We start from the raw sequence: 21,680 nt of genomic DNA, 5'->3' as shown, positions 1-21,680 counted from the left end.
CTCAGGCTCGGACTGCTCAGGCCCAGGGCGAGTCGATGCCGAGCACCCGGGCGAGCGTGCCGCCGAGGACCTTCTTGGTCTCGTCGTCACTGAGGCCGAGCGCGTCGATCGCGCGGATCTCCTCCGCGGGGCTGGTCATCGGCCAGTCGGATCCGAAGACGATGCGCTCGGCACCGTGCTTGCGGATCAGGTCGCGCACCCGCTCCGGCCGCAGCGTCGCCAGGCTCGGGGGCCAGCTGGTCTCCAGCACGACGTCGGCGCCCGCGAGCATCTCCTCGGCGTCGTCGAGGATCTTGTAGCCGCCGAAGTGACAGGCCATCAGGCGCAGGCCGGGGAACCGGGCGGCGATGTCGCGGATCATCGCGGGGCTGGACAGCCGGTTCGCCTCGGGTGAGCCGCCCTCGCCGACATGGGTGATGACGGCGAACTCCTCCCCCATCGCCTCGAAGATCTCCCACAGCCGCGGGTCGTCGAGGGCGAAGCCCTGGAACAGCGGGTGGATCTTGACGGCGCGCACGGCGTGGCGCCGGAGGCTGGCGACGTTCTCCTCGGCCGAGAGCTCCACGTGGACCGTGCCGAACCCGAACCGGGTCTCGGAGGTGAGGCCGGCGACGAAGCGGTTGACCGAGTCGACGTGGCGCGCCTCGTTGGCGATGCCGAGGCAACAGCTGACGGAGACGCCGCTGGCGGCCATGTCGGCCTCCAGCCCGCCGACCGTGCCGTCGCCCCGCGCGTTGAGGTCGGGCAGCCGGTTGGCCGAGAGGGCGATCTCGGCGATCCGGTCGGGCCAGACGTGGGCGTGGGCGTCGATGATCACGCGAAGGTCCTTCCGTGGTTCTCAGAGCTTGCCGGACTCGCCGCCGTCGACGACGAACGTCGCTCCGGTGGTGAAGGCCGACAGGGGCGAGACGAGCAGGCAGGCCAGCGGCACGAGCTCGGCAGGGTCGGCCATCCGCCCGGCCGGGATCTTCGCGATCCGCTTGGCGTGCAGCTCGGGCGAATCGGTGACCGCCCTCTGTGCCTCGGTCACGAAGGCACCGGGCGCGATGCAGTTGACCTGGACGTTCTGGGCCGCCCACTCGGCGGCGAGCGCTTCGGTGAAGCGGACGACGGCAGCCTTCGACGTGGAGTAGGGCACCAGGAACGGCTTGCCGCGCAGGCCGGTGGTGGAGGCGACGTTCACGATGCGCCCGCCACCCTGCTCGATCATCCGGACGCCGGCGGCCTGCGCCAGCAGCATCGGCGCGACGACGTTGACGGCGAGGGCGTCCTTCCAGATCGCCGGGTCCTGCGTGGCGAACTTGCCGGCCGGCGCGATGCCGGCGTTGTTGACCAGGCCGTCGATGCGACCGTGCCGGGCCAGCACCTCGGGGACCAGCGCCTGCACGGAGGCCTCGTCGCGCATGTCCGCCTCGACGGTGGAGATCCGGCCGTCGCCCCGGGCGGCTACCTCGGCGAGGCTGTCCTTGGACCGCGCCGCCGCCACGACGTACGCACCCTCGCGAGCCAGCTCGATGGCCATCGCCGCTCCCAGGCCACGGCTCGCGCCGGTGACGAGGACGACGGTGTCGGTCAGTCGCAGGTCCATCAGCGCGCGCCCTTCGCGAGCCGGCGTGCCAGCGAGTCGAGCAGCACCTCGGTGGCGCCCTCGTAGACGCGCAGCGGCCGGGCGTTGCGGTAGAGCCGTTCGATCTTCGATCCGCGCACCAGGCCGAAGCGACCCATCGTCTGCAGCGAGCGGTCGACCACCCGGGCGGCGGCCTCCGTCGCGTGCACCTTGGCCATCGACGAGTAGTCGAGATGGCCGAGCGGGTCGGCCTTGGCCAGCGCCGCGGCGCGGTAGACGAAGGCGCGGGCCGCCTCGACGTCGGTCCAGGACTGGGCCAGGCCCTGCGCGACCGCGCCCAGCTCGATGAGCGGCTTGCCGAACTGCTGGCGCGCCAGCGCGTGGGCCCGGGCCTCGTCGAGCGCGGCCTGGGCCAGACCCACGCCGGACGCGGCCACGGTGACGCGGAAGACGGCGAGGGTCTGGAGCATGAGGGAGAACGCCTTGCCGGGCACGCCCAGCCGGTTGCCGGCCGGCACCCGCACGTCGGCGAACGTCAGCTCGCCGAGGATGTGCGGCGCGATCAGGTCGGCGCCACGCTCGACACTCAGGCCGGGGCTGTCGGCGGGCACCAGGACCATCGACCACCCGTCGCCCTCGCGGACCAGGGTGCAGTAGAAGTCGGCCGCACCGCCGTTGGTGATGAAGGACTTGCGGCCGTTGACGACGAGCTCGTCGCCGTCGGCGACCAGCGTCGTGGTGACCGCGCGCAGGTCCGAGCCGACATCGGGCTCGGTGAGAGCGAGGCCGGCGATGGCCTCGAGGGTGGCCACCGGGGGCAGCCATCGGGCCTTGAGCTCCTCGGACCCGCCGGCGGACAGCGAGTAGCTGCCCACCCCCTGCATGCCGAAGAGGGAGTCGAGGTGCGCGGAGGAGTACATGAGGGCCTCGCGCACCACCGCGATGGCCAGCGGGTCCAGCACGTCGGAGGCGCCGCCGTACGGCGCGGTGACCACGTGGCGCGCCAGCCCGCTCTCGGCGAGCAGGCTGCGCACCTTCGGGTGCACCTCGACGAGCTCGTCGGCCTCGTCGGCGAACGGCTCGACGGCGGCCGCGACCTCGCGGGCGACCGCCTGGATCTCCCGGTGCTCCGGGCTCAGGTCGAACATCGGTCCATCCTCCTTGCCGCAGCCGCGGCGCGGTCACGGGTCAGCGACGCTGGTCGAACTTGCGGCCGAGCACCTCGGAGACGATGCGGATGCGCTGCATCGTCGGGGTGCCGCCGGCGATCGCCCAGCCGTGGGCGTCGCGGTGGAGTCGCTCGAGGCCGTACTCCTCGGTGTAGCCGTTGCCGCCGTGGATCTGCATGGCCAGGTCGGTCACCCGCTTGGCCATCTCGTTGGCGGTGCACTTCGCGAGCGAGACCTTGAGCGGGTCCGGCATTCCCTGCGCGTCGACCGATGCCGCGGCCTGGTCGCGCAGCAGCCGCGCCGCCTCGACCTGCAGCACCATGTCGGCGAGCATCACCTGGATGCTCTGGAACTCGATGAGCGGCTTGCCGAACTGCTCGCGCTCCTCGACGTACTTGAGCGTCTTGTCGAGCGCCGCCTGTCCGATGGCGAGGCTCATCGTGGTGTTGCCCATGCGCTCGATCGAGAAGACGCCGAAGAGCCTCCCGAAGCCACCGGCGGGGACGACGATGTTCTCCTCCGGCACCTCGACGTTGTCGAAGTAGAGGTCCGCCGACGGGATGCCGCGGAAGCCCATCAGGCGCTCGCTCGCTCCGAAGGAGAAGCCGGGCGTGCCCTTGTCGACGACCACGGCGCCGATGCCTTTGGCTCCGGGCGCGTCGGAGAGGCGGCAGTAGACGACGTACTGGTCGGCCTCGCCGCCGTTGGAGATCCAGCGCTTGTTGCCGTTGATCACGACGGTGCCGTTGGTGACCTTGGCGGTCGTGCGCATGTCGGTGGCGGCCGAGCCGGCGTCCGGCTCGGAGATGCCCACCGCCATCGTCCTCTCCCCGCTGATGATCGCGGGCAGCCAGCGCTGCTTCTGCTCGGCGGTGCCGAGGTGGGTGATGACCTGGGCGGGGCCGGTGTTCGCCTCGAAGATCTGGAAGGCGGCGGGGCGGCACACCTTGCCGAACTCCTCGACCACGACCAGCGCCTGGGCGAGGGGCGCTCCGGAGCCGCCGTACTCCTCGGGATGGGCGATGCCGAGGAAGCCGAGCTCGCCCAGCTGCATGCGCTGCTCACGGGACACGGGCGTGCGGTTGACGTCCATCTCCTCGGCCACCGGCCCGTACACGTCGCGGGCGACCTGAGCGGCGAGCTGCCGGATCTCCGCGTACTCGTCGTTCGGCACGACATCCTCCTTCACGGTTGTAATCATTATCCTAGATTTGCCACCCGGTCGGATGTCAAGGGCTCGTGACACTTGATGAATATCATGATAAGCATTAGGGGTGACTGGACGCACCCTCTCCGATGTCGTGGTCGTCGACGCCGTGCGCACGCCGAGCGGCCGCGGGAAGCCCGAGGGCTCCCTCGCCGGCGTGCACCCCGTGGACCTGCTCTCGCAGACGATCGAGACCCTGCTGGGCCGCAGCCCCGCCCTGGACCCGGGCACCGTCGACGACGTCATGGTGGGGTGCGTCTCCCAGGTCGGCGAGCAGTCGGCGACGCCGGGCCGGATGGCCTGGCTGGGCGCCGGGCTCCCGCCGCACGTGCCGGCCACGACGATCGACCGCAAGTGCGGATCCAGCCAGCAGGCGGTGCACTTCGCCGCGCAGGCGATCGCCTCCGGACAGGCTGACGTCGTCGTCGCGGGCGGCGTGGAGTCGATGAGCCGGGTGGTCATGGGCTCCGCCCGGATGGGTGCCGACCCGTACGGCGCGCGCGTCGCGGAGCGGTTCGCCCCCGGCCTGGTCTCCCAGGGCGTGGCGGCCGAGCTCGTCGCCGCCCGATGGAAGCTCTCGCGCGCCGAGCTCGACGAGTACGCCGCCCGCTCCCACGAGCGCGCCGCCGCCGCCCAGGACTCCGGAGCGTTCGACCGCGAGGTCATCGCGATCGCGACGCCCGACGGTCGCGCCGAGCGGGACGAGACGATCCGGCGCGACACCACGGTCGAGCGCCTCGCCGGGCTGCGGCCCGTCTTCCAGACGCCCGAGCTCGCCGAGCGGTTCCCCGAGGTCGACTGGTCCGTCACGGCCGGCAACTCCTCGCAGATCACCGACGGCGCCAGCGCACTGCTCCTCATGTCGAGCGACCGCGCCCAGCGGCTCGGCCTCACCCCCCGCGCCCGCATCCACAGCATGGCCGTGGTCGGGGACGACCCGCTGCTCATGCTGACCGGTCCGATCCCGGCAACGCACAAGGTCCTGGCCCGCTCCGGCGTGACCGTCCGCGACATCGACCACGTCGAGCTCAACGAGGCCTTCGCCTCGGTCCCCCTCGCCTGGCTGGCGGAGTTCGACGTCGACCCCGACCGGGTCAACCCGCGCGGCGGCGCCATCGCGCTCGGCCACGCGCTCGGCGCGTCGGGCGCGCGGCTGATGGCCACCCTCCTCCACGCCCTGGAGGACAACGACCAGCGCCTCGGCCTCCAGCTCATGTGCGAGGCCGGCGGCATGGCCAACGCCACCCTCATCGAGCGGCTCTGAGCCGCGCCCACCCCGAAGGAGAACCCCGTGGACCTCACTGCAGCCTCGGCGCTCGTCACCGGCGGCGCGTCCGGCCTCGGCGCCGCGACCGCCCGGCGCCTGGCACGTGCGGGCGCGCACGTCGTCGTACTCGACCTCAACGAGCAGCTCGGCAAGGAGCTCGCCGAGGAGCTCGGCGGCTCCTACGCGGCCGCCGACGTCACCGACCCCGCGGCCGTCGACGCCGCACTCGACCTCGCGGTCGAGCACGGCCCCCTCCGCGCGCTCGTGCACTGCGCCGGCAAGGGCGGCACCGTGCGCCTGGTCGACCGCGACGGGAGCGCGGGCGACCTGGACCTCTACCGGCAGCTCGTCGAGATCAACCTCGTCGGGACCTTCAACGTGCTGCGCCTCGCCGCGGCGCGGATGGCCGCGAACGAGCCGCTCGACGGCGAGCGGGGCGCCTGCGTGCTGACGGCCTCCGTCGCGGCGTGGGAGGGACAGGTCGGGCAGATCCCCTACGCGTCGGCCAAGGCCGGCGTCGTCGGCATGACCCTGGTCGCGGCGCGGGACCTGGCCACCAAGGGCATCCGCGTCAACACCATCGCGCCCGGCGTCTTCGACACCCCGATCCTGGCGCGCTTCTCCCAGGAGATCCGCGACGGGCTCGGGGCGCAGGTGCCCCATCCCGCCCGGCTCGGACAGCCGGACGAGTTCGCGATGCTGGCCCAGCAGATCATCGAGAACCCCTACCTCAACGGCGAGACCATCCGCCTCGACGGCGCGATCCGGATGAGCCCGCGATGACCACGGAGGAGACCGTCGTGACCGGGGCCGACCTGCTCGTCGAGGAGCGCGGCCGCGTGCTCGTGCTGACGATGAACCGGCCCGAGGCCAAGAACGCCATGTCGATGGCGATGGCGCACCAGATCGCCGACGCGCTCGCGCTGCTCGACGAGCGCGACGACCTCAGCGTCGCCGTGATCACCGGGGCGGGCGGCACCTTCTGCGCCGGCATGGACCTCAAGGGGTTCGCCCGCGGCGAGCGCCCCGTCGTCGAGGGGCGCGGCTTCGCGGGCATCGTCAGACAGCCTCCGACCAAGCCGGTGATCGCCGCGGTCGAGGGCTATGCCCTGGCCGGCGGGTTCGAGATCGTCCTGGCCTGCGACCTGGTCGTGGCCTCGTCGGCGGCTCGGTTCGGCCTCCCCGAGGTCAAGAGGGGCCTGACCGCCGCGGCCGGCGGCCTCCTGCGGCTGCAGCGGCGGATCCCCTACCACCTGGCGATGGAGCTGGTTCTGACCGGCCGCATGTGGCCGGCGCCCGACGCCGCCGCCGTCCACCTCGTCAACCGGATCACCGAGCCCGGCCGCGCGCTGGCCGCCGCCCTCGACCTGGCCGACGAGGTGGCCGCCAACGCCCCCCTCGCCCTCGCGGCCTCCAAGCAGGTCCTCGTGCGCTCCGCTGACTGGCCGCTGGCGGAGATGTTCGAGCGCCAGGAGGCGTTCGTGAACCCGGTCCGGGAGTCCGCCGACGCCAAGGAGGGCGCACTCGCGTTCGTCGAGAAGCGCGCCCCGCGCTGGACGGGTCGCTGACCCTCTGGCTCCTCCCCCTGGGCGGTAGTCCCTCGCGAAAAGCACCGGATCCCGGCCCGAAACGGTGCTTTTCGCGAGGGACTACCGCAGCGGGGAGGACGTCAGGCAGCTCGGTACCGCAGGAGCCGGGCCCGCTGGGCCTGGGACAGAGACCGCCGCGCGGCCACCGAGGTCGTCGAGACCCAGCCGGGCGGCGGCTGAAGGGTGCAGGTCAGGGGCTCGCTGCGCCGCTCGGCCCGGGCGTACGCCGATCGCAGCCGCCCCAGGAAGCTGTCCACCGGGTCACCGGCAAGCCATCGGACCACCTCGAGGCCGTGCGCGCGCAGCAGGTCCTCTCTCCGCACGTCCACCGCCCGACGCTCGCGTGACAGATGCACCGCGCCGTCGTACTCGCCGACCACGCCGGCCCGCGGGTCGATGAGGTCGGGCGTGGCGAGGTGCCGTCCGGCGCGGTCGAAGACCGGCTGGTTGGCCAGCGGCACCGGAAAGCGCGTGTTCACGCTCCACAGGAGTCGCATCCGCACCTCCTGCGGCGACCAGGCGTTCTCGCTCCCGAGGACGAGCGCTCTCCTCGCCTGCGGTACGCCGGTCCAGCCGCTCTGGTGCGAGAGCATCTCGGCCATCTCGGCGAGCGACACCAGGTCGTCGTACGCGGCCATGTCCAGGGCCACGACGGCGCTGAGCACGGAGGGCGCGCGCCGCATGAGGAAGGCGGTCGTCCAGGCCGGGTCCGTGACCGGGACACCGTCGACCCGCAGGACGTGCGGCCGGCTCGCGCCCTCGCCGCACCCGACGATGCCGGGCTGAGGACGGATGTCGAGGGTGCTGGCCAGGATGGTCACCGGCAGCGGCGCCCCGGTCGGGTCGATCCCGGAGAACCACCGTGCACGCTGCCATCGCAGCGCCGCCCACCCGGTCACCGCACCTCCGCCGCGCACCACCATGGACGCCTCGAGGATGCGCTGCTCCACGTTGCTGGTATCGACGGAGGAGGGCACGTAGTAGCCGTGACTGGTACGACGCCAGCGTCGCCCGCGCGCCTGGCCCCTCGTCGGACCGTCGACGCCGCGCGGGTCCAGGCGCACCGGCCGCACCAGGCCCGGGCGGAGGTCCTCTCCCATGGCACGACGATGCAGCACACCGACGACTCGCCGCCCGGCTCTCCACAGCCTCTCTGCACGGCGCCGAGCCGTCGCGGTAGTCCCTCGCGAAAAGCACCGGATTCGGTCCTGGACCGGTGCTTTTCGCGAGGGACTATCGGGACGGGTGCGAGGACTCCCCCCGCACGAGCCGCGCGTGCGCGAGCCAGTCCCGGGCCTTGTCGGCGTGGGCCAGGTCGACGTGCTGGCCGCGGAAGCGCACCGCGCCCTCCCCGCGGGCGACCGCGGCGTCCACGGTGGCGACGAGTTCCGCGTAGTAGGCGACCTCCTCGTCGGAGGGCGTGAAGACGTCGTTGACGACCGGCACGTGGCTGGGATGGATGGCGACCATCCCGCGGAAGCCGAGCTGGAAGCCGTAGTCGGCGAACTCCCGCAGCCCCTGGAGGTCGGCGAGGTCCTCCCACAGGGCGGTCAGCGGGTGCAGGCCGTACTGGCGGCAGGCCAGCAGGATGCGGCTGCGCAGGTAGAGCGTCTCCGACCCCTCCCGGGACTGCCGGAAGCCCACGGCCCGGGCGATGTCGGCATGCTCGGAGGTCGGGCCGATCATCGCGCCCACCCTCGGCGACGCGGCGGCGATCTCGAAGCAGTTCGTGATGGCGTCGACCATCTCGACCGGGACGATCATCTCCAGGCCCTCGGCGCCGTTGCGCGCCTCGAACCAGTCGATGAGGGTCTCCCAGCGCAGTACGTCGGTGGCGTCCTTGATCTTGGGCGCGAAGACCCCGTCGAGCTCGGGGCACACGACCGCTTCGAGGTCCGCGCCGGCGAGCCGGGTCGCGAGCGCGTTGGGCCGGACGAAGAGACCGACCTCGGGGCGCTCGGCACGCAGCTTCGCCAGGGTCTCGCGCACCGTCGCCCGCGCTCCGGGCTTGAGGTCGGGCGGGACGGAGTCCTCGAGGTCGAGGACCACGCAGTCGGCTCCCGACGCCAGCGCCTTGGAGGCCCAGTCCGGCTTGTGCGCCGGGACGAAGAGGACGGTGCGGTAGGGATGCACGGCTCAGCGCTCGCGGTCGTGGGTGTCGTCGGTGACGCCGAGCGCGCGCAGCCTGGCCTTCTGCACCCGCTGGGACGGGGTCTTCGGCAGCTCGTCGACGAACCGGAGGAAGCGCGGCACCGCGAACGACGGGATCCGGCCGTCGCAGTGGGCCCACAGCTCCTCGGGCGTCGGCGGCGGGACGTCGCCGCCCGTGATCACGTAGGCCATCACCTCGTCCTCGCCCGCCTCGCTCGAGGCGGGCACCGCGATGACCGCGCACTCGACGACGGCAGGGTGGGCGAGGATCGACGTCTCGATCTCGTAGGAGCTGATGTTCTCGCCGCGCCGGCGCAGCGCGTCCTTGAACCGGTCGACGAAGTAGAACCACCCGTCCTCGTCGCGGCGCAGGGCGTCGCCGGTGTGGAACCAGAGGTTGCGCCACGCCTCGACCGTCTTGTCCGGCATGTTGAAGTAGCCCATCGAGCAGATGAAGGGCACCTTCGGCCGGACCACGAGCTCGCCGATCTCGCCGATGCCGACCTCCTCGTCGGTCTTCGGGTCGACGAGCCGTACGTCGAACCACTCGTCGGCCGCCAGCCCCGCCGCGCCGGCCGGGCGATCCTCGCCGTACGGCGAGATGATCGGCGCCGAGGTCTCGGTGAGGCCGAAGACCTCGACGAAGGCCTCGATGCCGTAGCGCTCCTTCATCGGGTCGACGAGGGTGGCCGCGGTCGGGGCGGCGAAGACCACGCGCAGCGGGTTGTCGGCGTCGTCGTCGCGGCGCTCCTGCTTCCAGATGAAGTCCATCATCACGCCGATGAAGTTGGTGACCGTGACCCGGCTCTCGCGCAGCTGGTCGACCCAGCGGCTCGCGGAGAACCTGCTGCGGGTCACGAAGCGGGCACCGGCCACGAGTGTCGGGTACGCCGCCATGAACTGGGCGTTGCCGTGGAAGAGGGGCGTGACCGACATCCAGGCGTCGTCGGCCGTGAGCCGGACCAGCGAGACGCACTCGTCGGCGAAGAAGTACATCTGGGCGTGCGGCATCGCCACCCCCTTGCTGGGACCGGTGGTGCCGGAGGTGAACAGCACCGAGGCGAGGTCCTGGGGGCGGACGTCGGGCAGCGCGATCGTGCCGTCGACGACGCCGGGCGCCGAGGCGTCCTCGTCCAGCTCCTCGAACGGGGCGGCCTCCCAGCCTGCCGAGCGCAGCGTGGCGAGCGCCTCGTCCCGCGACCCGGTGTCGATCACCCAGAACTTGCGGATCGACTTGGCGGCGTCCGGGATCGCCACGAAGCGCGCGGCGTACACGTCGTCGACGACGGCGAGCGTCGCCTCCACGGTGCTGACCTGATGGGCGAGGAAGTCGTGCTCGTAGGCGGTGTTGATCGGCACCTCGACGAGACCGGCGACCGCGGTGCCGACCCAGGTCCGGACGAACTGGGAGGAGTTCTGCGCGACGAGGACGACGCGGTCGCCGGGCTCGGCCCCGGCCGCGAGGAGGCTGCGGCCGACGCGCTCCGCAGCTGCGAGCGTGTCGGCGTACGTCCAGGTGCGGCCCTCCTCGGGACAGTCGAGCCAGACCGCGCCGGGCCGCTCGGCGGCGTGGTGGCGCAACACCGTCGGCAGCGCCCACTGGGCGCGGTCGGCGAACGTGGGCTGGAGGTCGCGGTAGTGACGGAGGCTCACTGGTCGTCCTTGTCGGTCGGCTGGTGCTGGGCGCGCCGCGCGGCGCGGAAGTCGGGCCTGCGCTTCGCGAGGAAGGCGTTGGCGCCCTCGCGCATGTCCTCGCTGCCGATGGCCTGGATGAGCATCCCGAGCCCGGCGGACATGTTGTCCTTGGAGGCGTTCCACCACTGGTTGGAGCTGATCTTGGCGATCTCGAGGTAGCGCGGGCTGAGTCGCTCGATCTCGTCGAGCCACCGCTCGACCGCGGCCTCCAAGCCGTCGTCGGGGACCACCTCGTTGACCAGTCCCATGGCGAGCGCCTGCTCGGCGGAGTAGCGCCGGCACATCATCGCCATCTCCTTGGCGCGCTTCTCGCCGATCTGCACCGCCATCAGGTTGGTGGCGCCGAGCACCGGCGCGGACCCCACGCGGGGCCCGGTCTGGCCGAAGGTCGAGCGCTGCGTGGCGATCGCGAAGTCGCAGGCGACGACGAGCTCGTTGCCCCCGCCGGCGGCCGGGCCGTCGACGGCGGCGATGACCGGCCGCGGGCACGAGCGGATGGCGTCGACCAGGCGCAGCGAGCCCGTGAAGAGCGCGCGCAGCTGCTCCGGGTCCGGCTCCCCGAGCTGGTCGAGCGCACCGCCGGCGCAGAAGGCGCCGCCGGCCCCCGTGAGCACGACCGCGTCGGCGGACGCCGCGCCCTCGAAGGCAGCGACCAGCGTGCGCGCCATGTCGAGGTCGTAGGCGTTGAGCCGCTCGGGACGGTTGATCGTGATCCACCGGACGTTGTCGTGGGGACCCCGGGTCTCGACGTCGATCGCGGCCACGCTTCCTCCTCCTCGGACGTCAATTCATGGTTTTGATGATCAGCAATATACGGAAGCCCCGGTGGCGAGGCAAGAGAGGAGCACTGACGTACGGCCTGCGTCCGATTCGACGTCGTGCGGGGCGGAGCAGCGGCGGCGGGGCCTCACCCCACGAGCCGACCCACCGGCAGGAACTCGCTGCCCTCGGGCTGCACGAAGCCGACGACGACAGCGGCGCCGAGCCGCAGGCCCGACCGTTCGGCGTCCGGGAGCAGGAGCGTCAGCCACGGTCCCTCGTCGGTCTCGACGATGCCGATCACCGTGTCGACGCCGGGCTCGTCGTCGCGGGGCCGTCCGGGCTTCACCGTCCAGGACACCAGGGAGCCACGCCCGGAGGCCTCGCGCCACTCGAGGTCGTCGGCCTGGGTGACGGAGCAGACCAGGGCGGCGGGCTCGGACCACTCCCCGCTCGAGGGGGAGTAGCGGAGCAGGAGCCGGCCCTCGGCCGATGCGTCGAAGAAGGGTGCGGAGTGGTCGTCGCGCACCACGGGAGCCAGGGACATGGCGGTCACCTCGTCTTCGGGTGGGGGCTGAGGATGAGGGTGGAGTGGAAGTCGAGGACGCCGCCGTTGCCGCTGACCATGACCAGGTCGTGGTCGGCCACCTGGCGCTCGCCGCCCTGGCCGCGCGCCTGGATGACCGCCTCGGAGAGCGGGGTCATCCCCCACATGTAGAAAGACGACAGCTCACCGCCGCCGGTGTTGGTCGGGTGCGAGCCGCCGGGCGCGATCGCGCCGCTGGCGACGAACTCGCCGCCCTCGCCCTTGGCGCAGAAGCCGTAGTCCTCGAGCGTGATGAGCGTGGTGTAGGTGAAGCAGTCGTAAAGCTCCCGTACGCCGATCTCCTCGACGCCGACGCCCGCCATCTTGAGCGCGTCCGCACCCGACTGCGCGGCGCCGGTGACGAGGCCGAACTCGCTGTCGCGACGGTTGACGTAGCCCGGGTGACCCTGCCCCCAGCCCCACACGTGCACCGGCGGCTGCCGCAGCGTGGCCGCGCGCTCGGCGCTGGTGACGATGATCGCCACCGCGCCGTTGCTGACCAGGCAGCAGTCCAGCAGCCGCAGCGGGTCGGCGATCATGCGTGAGGACTGGTGGTCCTCCAGTGTCATCGGCTCCCGCATCTGCGCCGCCGGGTTCATCGCCGCCCACTGGCGGGCCGCCACGGCGACGGCGCCGAGCTGCTCGCTCGTGGTGCCGTAGGCCTCCATGTGCCGTCGCGCGGCCACGGCGTACCGCTCCGGCGCGGCCTTGAGCCCCGCCGCGAACGGCAGCGAGCCCACGCCCTCCATCGCCCGCGCCTGACCGGGATACGCCGCGCCGGCGCGCTTGCCCTCCTTCAGCGGCGCGTCGGCGTACACGCAGGCGATGACGTCGGCCATGCCGGCGTCGATCGCCAGCGCGGCGTACTGCACCATCTGGGCGGCGGACGAGCCGAAGCCCTGGATGGTCGCCAGGAGGCGGGTGTGTCGCATCTGCAGGCTCGACTGCAGCCGCAGGTCGGTGTCGTTCTTGACGCCCGGGTTGACGTAGAGGCCGTCGATGTCGGCGAGACCGAGGCCGGCGTCCTCGGCCGCGCGGCTGATCGCCTCGATCGCGAGCTGGGTCGGGGTGCGGCCGTAGACCTTGCCCATCTCGGTCATGCCGAGTCCGGCGATGGCGGCGGTCACGAGGTCTCCTGTCCGGTGGTGTTCGGGATCGGGGTGGTGGTGGCCGCGCCGACGGCGGTTCCCGCGTCCGTACGACGCGGCAGCTCCACCTCGACGACACCGGGTCCGACGCTGACGCCGGAGCGGTTCTCGCAGTGGATGGCGATCTCCACGACGCCGACCTCGCCCTCGAGGCGGGTGGCCGCGACCTCGGCGACGACGCGCAGCGTGTCGCCGGCGTGGTTGAAGCTGCGCATGCGGAAGCCGCGGACGCCGCGGATGCGGCCGGTGAGCCCCATCCAGTCGCGCACGCTGCGCTCCCAGGAGCTCATCAGGAAGGAGGTGTTGGCGTACATCTCGTCCGCACCGGTCGCCCGGGCGTACTCGGTGTTGTGGTGGATGGAGTTGAAGTCGCGGTTGCTCCCGGCGGCCATGACCAGGCGGTAGACCGTCAGTGGCAGCTCGACGACGGGAAGCTGCTCGCCGACGGCGACGTCCTCGAACCGGCGGCCCTCCAGCAGTGGGGTCTCGGCGCTCACGAGCCGTCCTCCTTCCCGGCGTTCCCGGCGTCCTTCGGGCGCGGGACGTAGGCGTAGGTGCCGATCCGGATCCGGCCGACGACCTCGAGCTCCTCGGTGACGATCTCGCTCTCCCAGGTCATGAAGGCGCCCCGTCCGACGGCGGTCTCCTTGGGCGTGCAGCTCAAGAGGGTCTTGCCGCGTCGCCCGATCCGCTCCCCTGCGACGACGTCGCGCAGGAAGTCGACCTCGATGTCGGTGCCGAAGAAGCCAGTCGTGCGCGGCCCGAGGGCCATGTCCGCGTTGTTGATCGCACTGTGCACGGGCTGGGCGTCCCGGTCGGCGCTGTCGAAGAGCACCTGGCCGGGCGTCCACGCGGCGGGGATCGTCCACGCGATGACACCGGTCGCCGGCATGGTCACGTCGGCGTGCCCCGCGGCTCGGGCGACGTCCGGGTCGGTGTGCAGGGCGCAGTCGAGCTCGAGCGGCTCGAGATAGCGGCGGATGGCGCCGCGTTCCACCGCGTCGCCGCCCCAGGTGACCGCGCCCTCGGCAAAGTCCCTGCCGATCGCGTCGATCACCGGCTGCCAGTCGGCCTGCCAGTCCTGTTCGGTGTCCGCCGCAGCGGTCATCGCAGGATCCCTCCTTCGGTGAGTACGGCGACCCGCTCGGCGTCGTAGCCGAGGATCTCCGTGAGGACCTCTTCGTTGTGCTGACCCAGCGTCGGCGCGGCGCTGCGCGGACGACCGGGCGTCTCGGACAGCGCGTAGCGCGGCCCCTCGACCCAGGTGGTGCCGTGCAGCGGGTGCGGCAGCTCCACGAGGTGGCGCCGGTGCGCGAGCTGGTCGTCGTGCGGGTAGTCGTCGCTGGTGACGGCCAGGTGCGCAGGGACGCCGAGCGACTGCAGCGTCCGCTCGACCTCGGTGGCGTGCCGGCCGGCCGTCCATTCGGCGATGGCGCCCTCGAGCTCGTCCTGCGCGGTCCGCCGGCCCTCGTCGGTCGCCAGGTCGGGGCGGTCGGCGAGGTCGGGGCGACCCATCGCCCGCGCCAGAGCTCGCCACTCCTGGTCGCTGCGCACGGCGAGCGCCACGAAGCGGTCCTTGTCGTCGACCGGCAGGCAGGGGAAGACGCCGTGCGGGGCGAACCGGGGATCCCGGTTGCCGTGCCGCTCGGCGATCGTGCCGTCGTACCCGAGCTGCGCGACCTGGGGCGAGAGGAAGAAGACGCCCGCCTCGACCTGCGAGACGTCGATGTAGGCCCCCTCCCCGGTCCGGCGCCGGTTCTCCAGCGCCGCCAGGAGCGTCACGAGCGCCAGCCGCGGCCCGACGTAGTCGGTGTAGGGCCCGAAGGTCCCCATCGGCAGCCGGTCCTCGTAGCCGACGAGGTGCTGGAAGCCGCTGAGGGAGGAGCCGACGTTGCCGAAGCCCGCGAGCGTGGACCACGGCCCGCGCTGACCGGCGATCGAGGTGCTGAGCATGACCAGGCCGGGCTTGTCGGCGCTCAGCGTCTCGTAGTCGAGGCCCCACTTCCTCAGCTGGCCGGGCGAGAAGGACTCGACGACGACGTCGGCCCAGGCCACCAGGTCGCGCACGACCTCCTGGCCCTGCTCGGACTTGAGGTCCAGGGTGAGGCCGAGCTTGCCGGCGTTGCAGTTGCCGAACAGCGCGGAGCCCTCCTTGTCCTGCACGCCGCCGTGGAAGGGCTGCATGAGGCGGGCGGTCTCGACGCGCACGCTGGACTCGACCCTGACGACCGTGGCGCCGAAGTCGGCGAGGGTGCGGCCGATCAGCGGGCCCGCGACGACCCAGGACAGGTCGAGGACCTTCAGGCCGGCCAACGCGTCGGTCGTCATCGCAGCCACTCCTTCAGTACGACGTCGGTGTGCTCGCCGAGCAGTGGCGCCCGCCCCCGCACCCGCGGCCCCTCCGGGCCGCGCACCTGCGCCATCCGCCCGGGGATCCGGACATCGACGGACCCGATGTCGACGTGCCCCCAGAAGGAGCGCTCCGCCAGGTGGGGGCTGGCCGCGATGTCGGCCATGTCGAAGATCGCCATGCACAGCAGCCGTCGGCGGATGGCGGCCTCGAGGACCTCCGCCTTCGTCTTGGTCAGCAGGAAGGCCCGCACGGCGGCGCGGGCCGCGTCGAGGTCGTCGTGGGTCAGCTCCCCCGAGACGAGCCGGTCGGGCACGACACGCCAGTCCCACGAGGCGACCGGCTCCGCCACCGCGCCCTCGTCCCTCATCCAGCCGAAGAGGTTGTTGGTGAAGGCGCCAGCGGCCGGGCCCATCGACAGGTGCAGCTCGACCATGCCGTCACGGCAGTGCCACTTCTTCAGGCTGTTGGGCGTGGCGGCACCGCTCCCGCTCTGGTCGGTGCGGCCGCCGGTACGCCGGCCGGGCGTGGTCTGCCACTCCGGGTGGTCGTCGCCGACCGCGCTCGCGAGCACCCGGGCGAGGGTCGCCACGCCGACCGCCTCCTGCGCGGTCACGTCGACGACCTGGCCGCGCCCGGTCGCTCCGCGGGCCAGGACTGCGACCAGGGTGCCGGCCGCCGCGTCGGCCGCGGCGTGCAGATAGGCCTGCGGCACGCTGATCCGCAGGGGTGGGAGGTCTCCGTCGCGGTGGGGCGCCAGCGGCCCGCCGGCGGCCCACACGACCAGGTCGGTGTCGGCGTAGCCCGCCTTGGGGCCGTCCCAGCCGAAGGCGCTGACGATCGTGTAGACGAGCTCCGGCCGGTCGCTGCGGAGGGTCGCCGGATCGAGCGCGAGCGCCTCCAGGCGCTCCCGCGGCCAGGAGGTGACGACGATGTCGGCGACGCCGGCGAGCCGGCGCAGCCGCGCGAGTGCCTCGGAGTCGTCGAGGTCGAAGGCCGCGCCGCGCTTCCCGGCGGCGAAGGTCTCCCAGTACATCGAGCTGGCGGCGGCGCCGTCGGCGACCGGCGGTGCGTGGCGGGCGGTGGAGCCGGCCACCGGCTCCACCTGGACCACGTCGGCGCCGAGGTCGGCGAGCAGTCGCCCGCACAGCAGGCCCCGCTCGTCGGTGAGGTCCAGGACGCGGAGGTGCTCAAGCATCGGCGGGCGCTGCCTCCGTGACCCTGATCGCGCCCTCGGGGCAGGCGTCGGCGGCGTCCTGGGCCTGGCCGACGAGGTCGGCCGGGAGCTCCCAGCAGCGACCGCGCTCGGCCACGAAGCCCTCGTCGTCGTCCGTCAGCAGGTCGGGAGCGACGGCGTAGCAGCGTCCGTGCCCCATGCACTTGCCCTCGTCGATGGCGATGAACATGGCTCAGACGTCCCACTCGAGCGGGAGCGAGGACATGCTCAGCTGGACGCCGCGCTCGGTCAGCTCGGTGCCCTCCTTGATCCGGTACTCCGGGATGCGCTGGTGCCACTCCTCCAGCACGACCTTGAGCTCCAGGCGGGCCAGGTGCATGCCGAGGCAGCGGTGCGGACCGCCTCCGAAGGCCAGGTGCTGGTTGGCGTTGTGGCGCGCGACGTCGAACCGGTCGGGGTCCTCGAACTTCCGGGGGTCCCGGTTGGCCTGCGCGATACCGAGCCAGACCACGTCGCCCTTCTCGAGCGCGAGGCCGTTGAAGTCCTGCGGCTCCTGCACCTCGCGGCCGGCCTGGAAGACCAGCGGGTAGAGGCGGAGGAACTCCTCGACGGCCTTGGGGATCAGCGCCGGGTCGTCGATGAGGGCCTGGCGGTCGGCGTCGTGCTGGGCGAGGTGGGCGTAGATGTAGCCCAGCGCGCTGCGGGTGGTGTCGAGGCCCGCGAGCATCAGCGTGAGACAGATGGTGAGGATCTCGTCGTGAGTGAGCGCCTCGTCGTCGATGCGCGCCTGGACGAGCCGGGAGACCATGTCCTCCTTGGGGTCGCGCGGGTTGGCGCGCCGCTCGTTCACCGCCTCGTCGAAGTACTTCATGATGCTGGTCTTCGCGGCCTCGGCCCGGCTGGGGTCGCCCGCGAGCAGCGCACCGAAGTAGTCGTCGGACCACTCGAGGAACTGCTCCCCGTCGCTGACCGGGAGCCCCAGCAGCGCGAGGAACATGTCGGTCGGGTAGCGGATCGCGAACTCCTTGACGAAGTCGCAGCTGCCCGCGCCCTTCATCTCCTCGATCAGCTCGATGCACCGCTGCTTGGCCATCGGCTCCATGCGCCGGACGGCGGCGGGGGCGAAGAACTGGTTGAGGATCCGGCGCAGCTTGACGTGGGGCTGGCCGTTCAGGTCCTGCGGCAGCAGCGGCTCCCCCAGGCCCGGCCGGAGCGCACTGCGCACGGCGGTGGTCCAGGTCTCGTGCTGCTGGAACCCCTCCTGCACGTCGTCGTAGCGCTGCAGCATGAAGAAGCCGCGGTCGGTGGTGTCGTTGAAGAGGAACCTGGCCTCCTCGCGGTCAGCGTCGAGCAGGCCGTAGTGACTGAGGATCGGGGCGTGACCGGTGTAGTCGGTGTGGCTCACCGGGCAGCCGCGGCGGGTCTCCGTCATGGCAGGAGCTGCCTTCCTTTCGAGGGTTGCGGGAATTCGTCCGGGCTACTTGGCGCCGTCGGAGGCCAGGTCGGGCAGCCAGGTACTGATCTCCGGGAAGAAGATCAGCACGACGGTCACCAGGATCGCCATCGGCATGAACCACCAGCAGGCGTTGAAGACGTCGTTGAGCCGGATGTTCTGGCCCTGGTTGACCTCGGGCTCCTTCGTGATCTGGTGGATGATGAAGGCGAGGATCCCGACCGGCGGCGTGACGACCGCGAGCTCGCCCATCAGCACCGCGAACGCGCCGTACCAGAGCAGGGAGATGTCGAGCGAGATCAGGGTGGGCATCAGGATCGGGATGGTCAGCACCATCATCGGCAGGGGCTCCATGAAGGTGCCCAGCACGATGTAGACGACCATCATCAGCAGCAGGAACGAGACCCGGTTCAGGTCCATCGACTCCACCAGCTCGGCGAACCCGGTGCTGATCCCGGTCAGCGTGAACATCCGGGAGAGCATCTCCACGCCGATCAGCATGAAGAAGATCCCGCCCACGCTGCTGATCGTCGCGACCGAGGCGTCGGCGATCGCCCGGAAGGGCCCGTCGCCCCGCTTCCAGATGAAGGTGATCAGCAGGGACACGACGGCAGCGCAGGCGCCTGCCTCGGTCGCGGTGAAGGTGCCGGAGAACATGCCCCAGACGATGACCACGATCAGGATCGGGACCGGCCAGATCTTGGCCAGGCTGCCGAAGCGATCGGCCCAGGTGACGGGCGGGTGGCTCGCGGCCTCCTCGGCGACCGTCGGCGCCCACCTCTTGGCGAAGACGACGATCATCACGGTGAACAGGACCGCCACCAGCACGCCGGGACCGATGCCGGCCAGCAGCTGCGGTCCGATCGGCACCTCGGCGATGCCGGCGTAGATGACGAGCATGATGCTCGGTGGGATCAGCTGGCCGGGCAGGCCGGCGACGATCACTGCGCCGATGGCCAGCCTCTTGTCGTAGCCCGCCTTGAGCATCTCGGGGATCCCGATGCGCGCGAGCGCGTAGGCCGTCCCGACCGACGACCCGCTCACTGACGCGAGACCGGCGCCGGCGACGTTCGTGCCGACCGCCAGGCCGCCGGGCATCCAGCCGAGCCACTTGCGTCCGGCGGCGTAGAGGCTCTCGGTGAGCCCGGCCTTCCACAGCAAGAGGCCCATCAGGATGAACATGGGGACGACGCTCAGGGTCCACTCGGCGACCTGGCTGTACGGCAGCGTCCTGAGCGCGCTCTCGACCAGCAGCTCGCCGCGCAGGGCGTACATGCCGATCAGAGCGGGGACGATCATCGCCAGCGCGACGGGAAGCCGGATGAAGATCAGGCAGAGCATCAGCACGATGGCGGCGATCCCGATGGCCTCGGGGACCAGGGGCAGGAGCATCGCGGTGGTCGACCCGATGATCAGGGCGACGGTGACAGCGAAGAAGACCCAGGAGCGAGCGGAGTCCGGGCGCTTCACGACCTGGGGACCGGTGGCCCCCGCGGGGGGCGCGGCTGCGGGATCGACGGCGGTGTCCGCGCTCATCGGGCGGCCTCCCTCTCGATGTGGCGCTCGTGGTGGCCCGAGGCTGGGCGCTTCCTGTCCTCGGCGCGCGACTCCATCTCGTCCAGCTCGTCGAGCAGCAGGACGTCGTCCGGGTCGGTGACCACGTGCTGGTCGTCGCCCTTCACGATCGCGCGCGCGGCGGCGTACAGGAACTGGACGAACATGACGCCGAAGCACAGCGGGACGAGGAAGTACGGCGGCCAGGCCACCAGGTCGCTGACCCCGGCCGTCTTGCCGATCTCCCTGGCGTGCACCGCCTCGTCCCAGCCGAACCAGGCGAAGCCGAGGCACACCACGGCAGCGACGACGGAGAGCACGGCGAGCACATAGCGCTTGGTCGCCTCGGGGAACCGCTCGTAGATCAGGTCGGCGGCGATGTGCTGGCCACGCGCCTGGGCGGCGATGAAGCCCAGGAAGGCGATGATCGGCAGATACCAGTACTGCGTGATCTCGAGGGTGTTGGGCAGCGGATCGTTCGCGAACGTCCGCATCAGCGCGTTCGCGGTGACGTGGACCATCATCGTGAAGGTCACCACCACGGCCGGGACCTCGATCAGCACGGCTGGGCGGAACCATCCCCTGCGCTGGGTTGGGTTGCTCATCTGTCTCTCTCCGTCGTCAGGACTCGTCCGGTGGCCCGGGCCCGGCCCCGGGCCACCGGTCGTGGGTCAGGAGGGCCGGTGGGCCGAGAGGATCTCCATGACCGCCTCGGTGTACTCGGACAGGTCCACCGAGTCCTTGTTCTCAGCGAACCACGTTCCGAAGTCCGCGTAGCCCACGTCCTCGAAGCCGTAGCCGGCGACCTTCTCGTCCCACTCGTCGTTGGCGTCCTGCATGGACCGGACGAACGCCTCGCCGTCGCCGACCGCCTCGCTCTGCGCGATCTTGGCGAGCAGCTCCTCGTTCTTCTCCTGCAGGGCCGTCCTGGCGTCGTCGTCGAACGGCTGGATGCTGCCGTCGAACTTCGCGACGTCCTGGGCCATCTGGGCGTTGTTGACGAAGATCTTGTCCTCGATGTTGCTCGCGACGAAGATGTCGAGCCGGTCCCAGAGCAGCTGCTGCGCCACCAGCGGGAGGGTGTCCCAGGTGGTCTTGCTGAACGCGAGGGCGCCGGGCGCGAGGGCGAAGCCCGCCTCGGGGTCGATGCTCACGAACGGCGCTGCCTCGAGGAAGCCGCCGAGGACGGCGACGGTGGGGCTCGACACCGTGCAGTCCACGACACCGCGCTGGAGGCTCTCGTAGAGCTCGGTGTAGGGGATCGACGAGGGCGAGCCGCCGAGGGCCTCCACCTGGGCCGACTGGGCGACGCCGCCGGAGCCGACGGAGGTGCCCTTGGTGTCGGCGAGGCTGGTGCGCGCCTGGGAGCAGAACAGCGCGTTGGCCCCGGAGTTGTAGATCGGCACCATCGGCACCATGCCGTGGTCGTCGAACTCCTCGAGGATCTCGTCGGTCTCGAAGGCGACCTGGTTCGGCCAGGCGTTGGAGGTCAAGATGCCGTCGATCGCGCTCTGGTCGGAGATGAATCCGGCCTCGATGAGCGCCGCGTTCGCGGGATACTCGCTGGGGTCGTAGATCGGGAGGACCGAGGCGACGTCGAGTCGCCCGTCGGTCAGGGCGTCGTCGGCCTCGCCGGGCTCGGCGACCGCGTTCGAGTACGAGACGTCGAACGTGATCTTGCCGCCCGACCACTCCTCGACCGCCTCGAAGTAGCGCTCCATCGGCAGACCGGTGACGGAGCCCTTCGGGGCGGGCGTCTGCGTCAGCAGCGTGATCTCCGAGACGTCCTCGAACGCCTCTTGGTACTCCTCCATGCTGGCACCGGCATCGATGCCCTCTCCGCCCGACGAGCCCGAGCCGCTCGATTCGGCGCAACCAGCGAAGGCGGTCGCCCCCACCACAGCCAGGGTGGCCAGCACGCTGACCCGCTGAGACTTACGCAATCCAGCCATCGGCCTGAATCTCCATCCTGCGATTCTGATGATCACTCGGTGACCACGGTCATGGT

The 21,680-nt window shown here is 71.6% G+C and carries 22 protein-coding genes; 3 read left to right on the top strand and 19 right to left on the bottom strand.

Features of this window, described 5'->3' with window-relative positions; all coding sequences use genetic code 11:
* Positions 1 to 16 precede the first annotated feature (16 nt).
* Genes ACJ5H2_RS03705 through ACJ5H2_RS03690 form a run of 4 tightly spaced genes read right to left on the bottom strand, consistent with a single transcriptional unit; the run spans position 17 to position 3,925 of the window.
* Positions 17 to 817, bottom strand: a complete 801-nt coding sequence (locus ACJ5H2_RS03705; RefSeq protein WP_408898216.1) for an amidohydrolase family protein — start codon at positions 815 to 817, stop codon at positions 17 to 19.
* A 21-nt stretch (positions 818 to 838) separates the two neighbouring features.
* Entirely contained in the window at positions 839 to 1,588 is a 750-nt protein-coding gene (locus tag ACJ5H2_RS03700) for an SDR family NAD(P)-dependent oxidoreductase (RefSeq protein WP_408898215.1), read from the bottom strand.
* Positions 1,588 to 2,715, bottom strand: coding sequence for an acyl-CoA dehydrogenase family protein (locus tag ACJ5H2_RS03695; RefSeq protein WP_408898214.1), 1,128 nt, complete (start codon positions 2,713 to 2,715; stop codon positions 1,588 to 1,590). The genes ACJ5H2_RS03700 and ACJ5H2_RS03695 overlap by 1 nt, the downstream gene beginning before the upstream one ends.
* Before the next feature lie 40 nt (positions 2,716 to 2,755).
* On the bottom strand, positions 2,756 to 3,925 hold the full coding sequence (locus tag ACJ5H2_RS03690) for an acyl-CoA dehydrogenase family protein (RefSeq protein WP_408898213.1): 1,170 nt from the start codon (positions 3,923 to 3,925) through the stop codon (positions 2,756 to 2,758).
* Between the two features lie 85 nt (positions 3,926 to 4,010).
* On the opposite strand from ACJ5H2_RS03690, the gene ACJ5H2_RS03685 reads away from it, so the two are divergent.
* The 3 genes from ACJ5H2_RS03685 to ACJ5H2_RS03675 are packed head-to-tail and all read left to right on the top strand — an operon-like array spanning position 4,011 to position 6,778.
* Positions 4,011 to 5,207 (top strand): thiolase family protein, encoded by a 1,197-nt coding sequence (locus ACJ5H2_RS03685; protein ID WP_408898212.1) that lies wholly within the window; start codon positions 4,011 to 4,013, stop codon positions 5,205 to 5,207.
* A 27-nt stretch (positions 5,208 to 5,234) separates the two neighbouring features.
* Positions 5,235 to 5,993, top strand: a complete 759-nt coding sequence (locus ACJ5H2_RS03680) for an SDR family NAD(P)-dependent oxidoreductase (RefSeq protein ID WP_408898211.1) — start codon at positions 5,235 to 5,237, stop codon at positions 5,991 to 5,993.
* Complete coding sequence (locus ACJ5H2_RS03675; protein WP_408898210.1) at positions 5,990 to 6,778, top strand: crotonase/enoyl-CoA hydratase family protein; 789 nt, start codon at positions 5,990 to 5,992, stop codon at positions 6,776 to 6,778. Before ACJ5H2_RS03680 ends, ACJ5H2_RS03675 begins: the two co-directional genes overlap by 4 nt.
* Positions 6,779 to 6,879: 101 nt before the next feature.
* Here ACJ5H2_RS03675 and ACJ5H2_RS03670 read toward each other — a convergent pair whose 3' ends face one another.
* The 15 genes from ACJ5H2_RS03670 to dctP all read right to left on the bottom strand — a co-directional run bounded on the left by ACJ5H2_RS03670 (position 6,880) and on the right by dctP (position 21,624).
* Positions 6,880 to 7,899 carry a hypothetical protein gene (locus ACJ5H2_RS03670; protein ID WP_408898209.1) on the bottom strand — a complete coding sequence of 340 codons (1,020 nt, stop codon included), beginning with the start codon at positions 7,897 to 7,899 and terminating at the stop codon, positions 6,880 to 6,882.
* Positions 7,900 to 8,032: 133 nt separating this feature from the next.
* A complete protein-coding gene (locus tag ACJ5H2_RS03665) occupies positions 8,033 to 8,932 on the bottom strand; it encodes an HpcH/HpaI aldolase/citrate lyase family protein (protein WP_408898208.1) in 900 nt (299 codons plus the stop codon).
* Positions 8,933 to 8,935: 3 nt separating this feature from the next.
* A complete protein-coding gene (locus ACJ5H2_RS03660) occupies positions 8,936 to 10,603 on the bottom strand; it encodes an AMP-binding protein (RefSeq protein WP_408898207.1) in 1,668 nt (555 codons plus the stop codon).
* Positions 10,600 to 11,409 (bottom strand): enoyl-CoA hydratase/isomerase family protein, encoded by an 810-nt coding sequence (locus ACJ5H2_RS03655; protein ID WP_408898206.1) that lies wholly within the window; start codon positions 11,407 to 11,409, stop codon positions 10,600 to 10,602. The genes ACJ5H2_RS03660 and ACJ5H2_RS03655 overlap by 4 nt, the downstream gene beginning before the upstream one ends.
* Before the next feature lie 143 nt (positions 11,410 to 11,552).
* Positions 11,553 to 11,951, bottom strand: coding sequence for a Zn-ribbon domain-containing OB-fold protein (locus tag ACJ5H2_RS03650; protein WP_408898205.1), 399 nt, complete (start codon positions 11,949 to 11,951; stop codon positions 11,553 to 11,555).
* A gap of 5 nt (positions 11,952 to 11,956) precedes the next feature.
* Positions 11,957 to 13,117 carry a thiolase family protein gene (locus ACJ5H2_RS03645; protein WP_408898204.1) on the bottom strand — a complete coding sequence of 387 codons (1,161 nt, stop codon included), beginning with the start codon at positions 13,115 to 13,117 and terminating at the stop codon, positions 11,957 to 11,959.
* The gene (locus ACJ5H2_RS03640) at positions 13,114 to 13,635 is read right to left on the bottom strand and encodes a hypothetical protein (RefSeq protein WP_408898203.1); all 522 of its coding nucleotides are present in this window, start codon (positions 13,633 to 13,635) and stop codon (positions 13,114 to 13,116) included. Before ACJ5H2_RS03640 ends, ACJ5H2_RS03645 begins: the two co-directional genes overlap by 4 nt.
* A complete protein-coding gene (locus tag ACJ5H2_RS03635) occupies positions 13,632 to 14,246 on the bottom strand; it encodes a MaoC family dehydratase N-terminal domain-containing protein (RefSeq protein ID WP_408898202.1) in 615 nt (204 codons plus the stop codon). Before ACJ5H2_RS03635 ends, ACJ5H2_RS03640 begins: the two co-directional genes overlap by 4 nt.
* Positions 14,243 to 15,466, bottom strand: a complete 1,224-nt coding sequence (locus tag ACJ5H2_RS03630) for a CaiB/BaiF CoA transferase family protein (protein ID WP_408898201.1) — start codon at positions 15,464 to 15,466, stop codon at positions 14,243 to 14,245. The genes ACJ5H2_RS03635 and ACJ5H2_RS03630 overlap by 4 nt, the downstream gene beginning before the upstream one ends.
* Positions 15,463 to 16,686: a CoA transferase gene (locus tag ACJ5H2_RS03625; RefSeq protein ID WP_408898200.1), complete on the bottom strand. Its 1,224-nt coding sequence runs from the start codon at positions 16,684 to 16,686 to the stop codon at positions 15,463 to 15,465. The genes ACJ5H2_RS03630 and ACJ5H2_RS03625 overlap by 4 nt, the downstream gene beginning before the upstream one ends.
* Positions 16,679 to 16,894: a ferredoxin gene (locus ACJ5H2_RS03620; RefSeq protein ID WP_408898199.1), complete on the bottom strand. Its 216-nt coding sequence runs from the start codon at positions 16,892 to 16,894 to the stop codon at positions 16,679 to 16,681. Before ACJ5H2_RS03620 ends, ACJ5H2_RS03625 begins: the two co-directional genes overlap by 8 nt.
* 3 nt (positions 16,895 to 16,897) lie before the next feature.
* Positions 16,898 to 18,097, bottom strand: a complete 1,200-nt coding sequence (locus ACJ5H2_RS03615; protein ID WP_408898198.1) for a cytochrome P450 — start codon at positions 18,095 to 18,097, stop codon at positions 16,898 to 16,900.
* 45 nt (positions 18,098 to 18,142) lie between these two features.
* Complete coding sequence (locus ACJ5H2_RS03610; RefSeq protein WP_408898197.1) at positions 18,143 to 19,654, bottom strand: TRAP transporter large permease; 1,512 nt, start codon at positions 19,652 to 19,654, stop codon at positions 18,143 to 18,145.
* Positions 19,651 to 20,277 carry a TRAP transporter small permease gene (locus ACJ5H2_RS03605; RefSeq protein WP_408898196.1) on the bottom strand — a complete coding sequence of 209 codons (627 nt, stop codon included), beginning with the start codon at positions 20,275 to 20,277 and terminating at the stop codon, positions 19,651 to 19,653. Before ACJ5H2_RS03605 ends, ACJ5H2_RS03610 begins: the two co-directional genes overlap by 4 nt.
* Positions 20,278 to 20,343: 66 nt before the next feature.
* Positions 20,344 to 21,624: a TRAP transporter substrate-binding protein DctP gene (gene dctP / locus ACJ5H2_RS03600; RefSeq protein ID WP_408898195.1), complete on the bottom strand. Its 1,281-nt coding sequence runs from the start codon at positions 21,622 to 21,624 to the stop codon at positions 20,344 to 20,346.
* Positions 21,625 to 21,680 lie beyond the last annotated feature (56 nt).

It is taken from the genome of Nocardioides pymetrozini, from assembly GCF_046058985.1.
Lineage (GTDB): Bacteria > Actinomycetota > Actinomycetes > Propionibacteriales > Nocardioidaceae > Nocardioides.
Note: the sequence above shows the minus strand (reverse complement) of the source record. Positions and strands in the feature narration are given on the sequence as shown.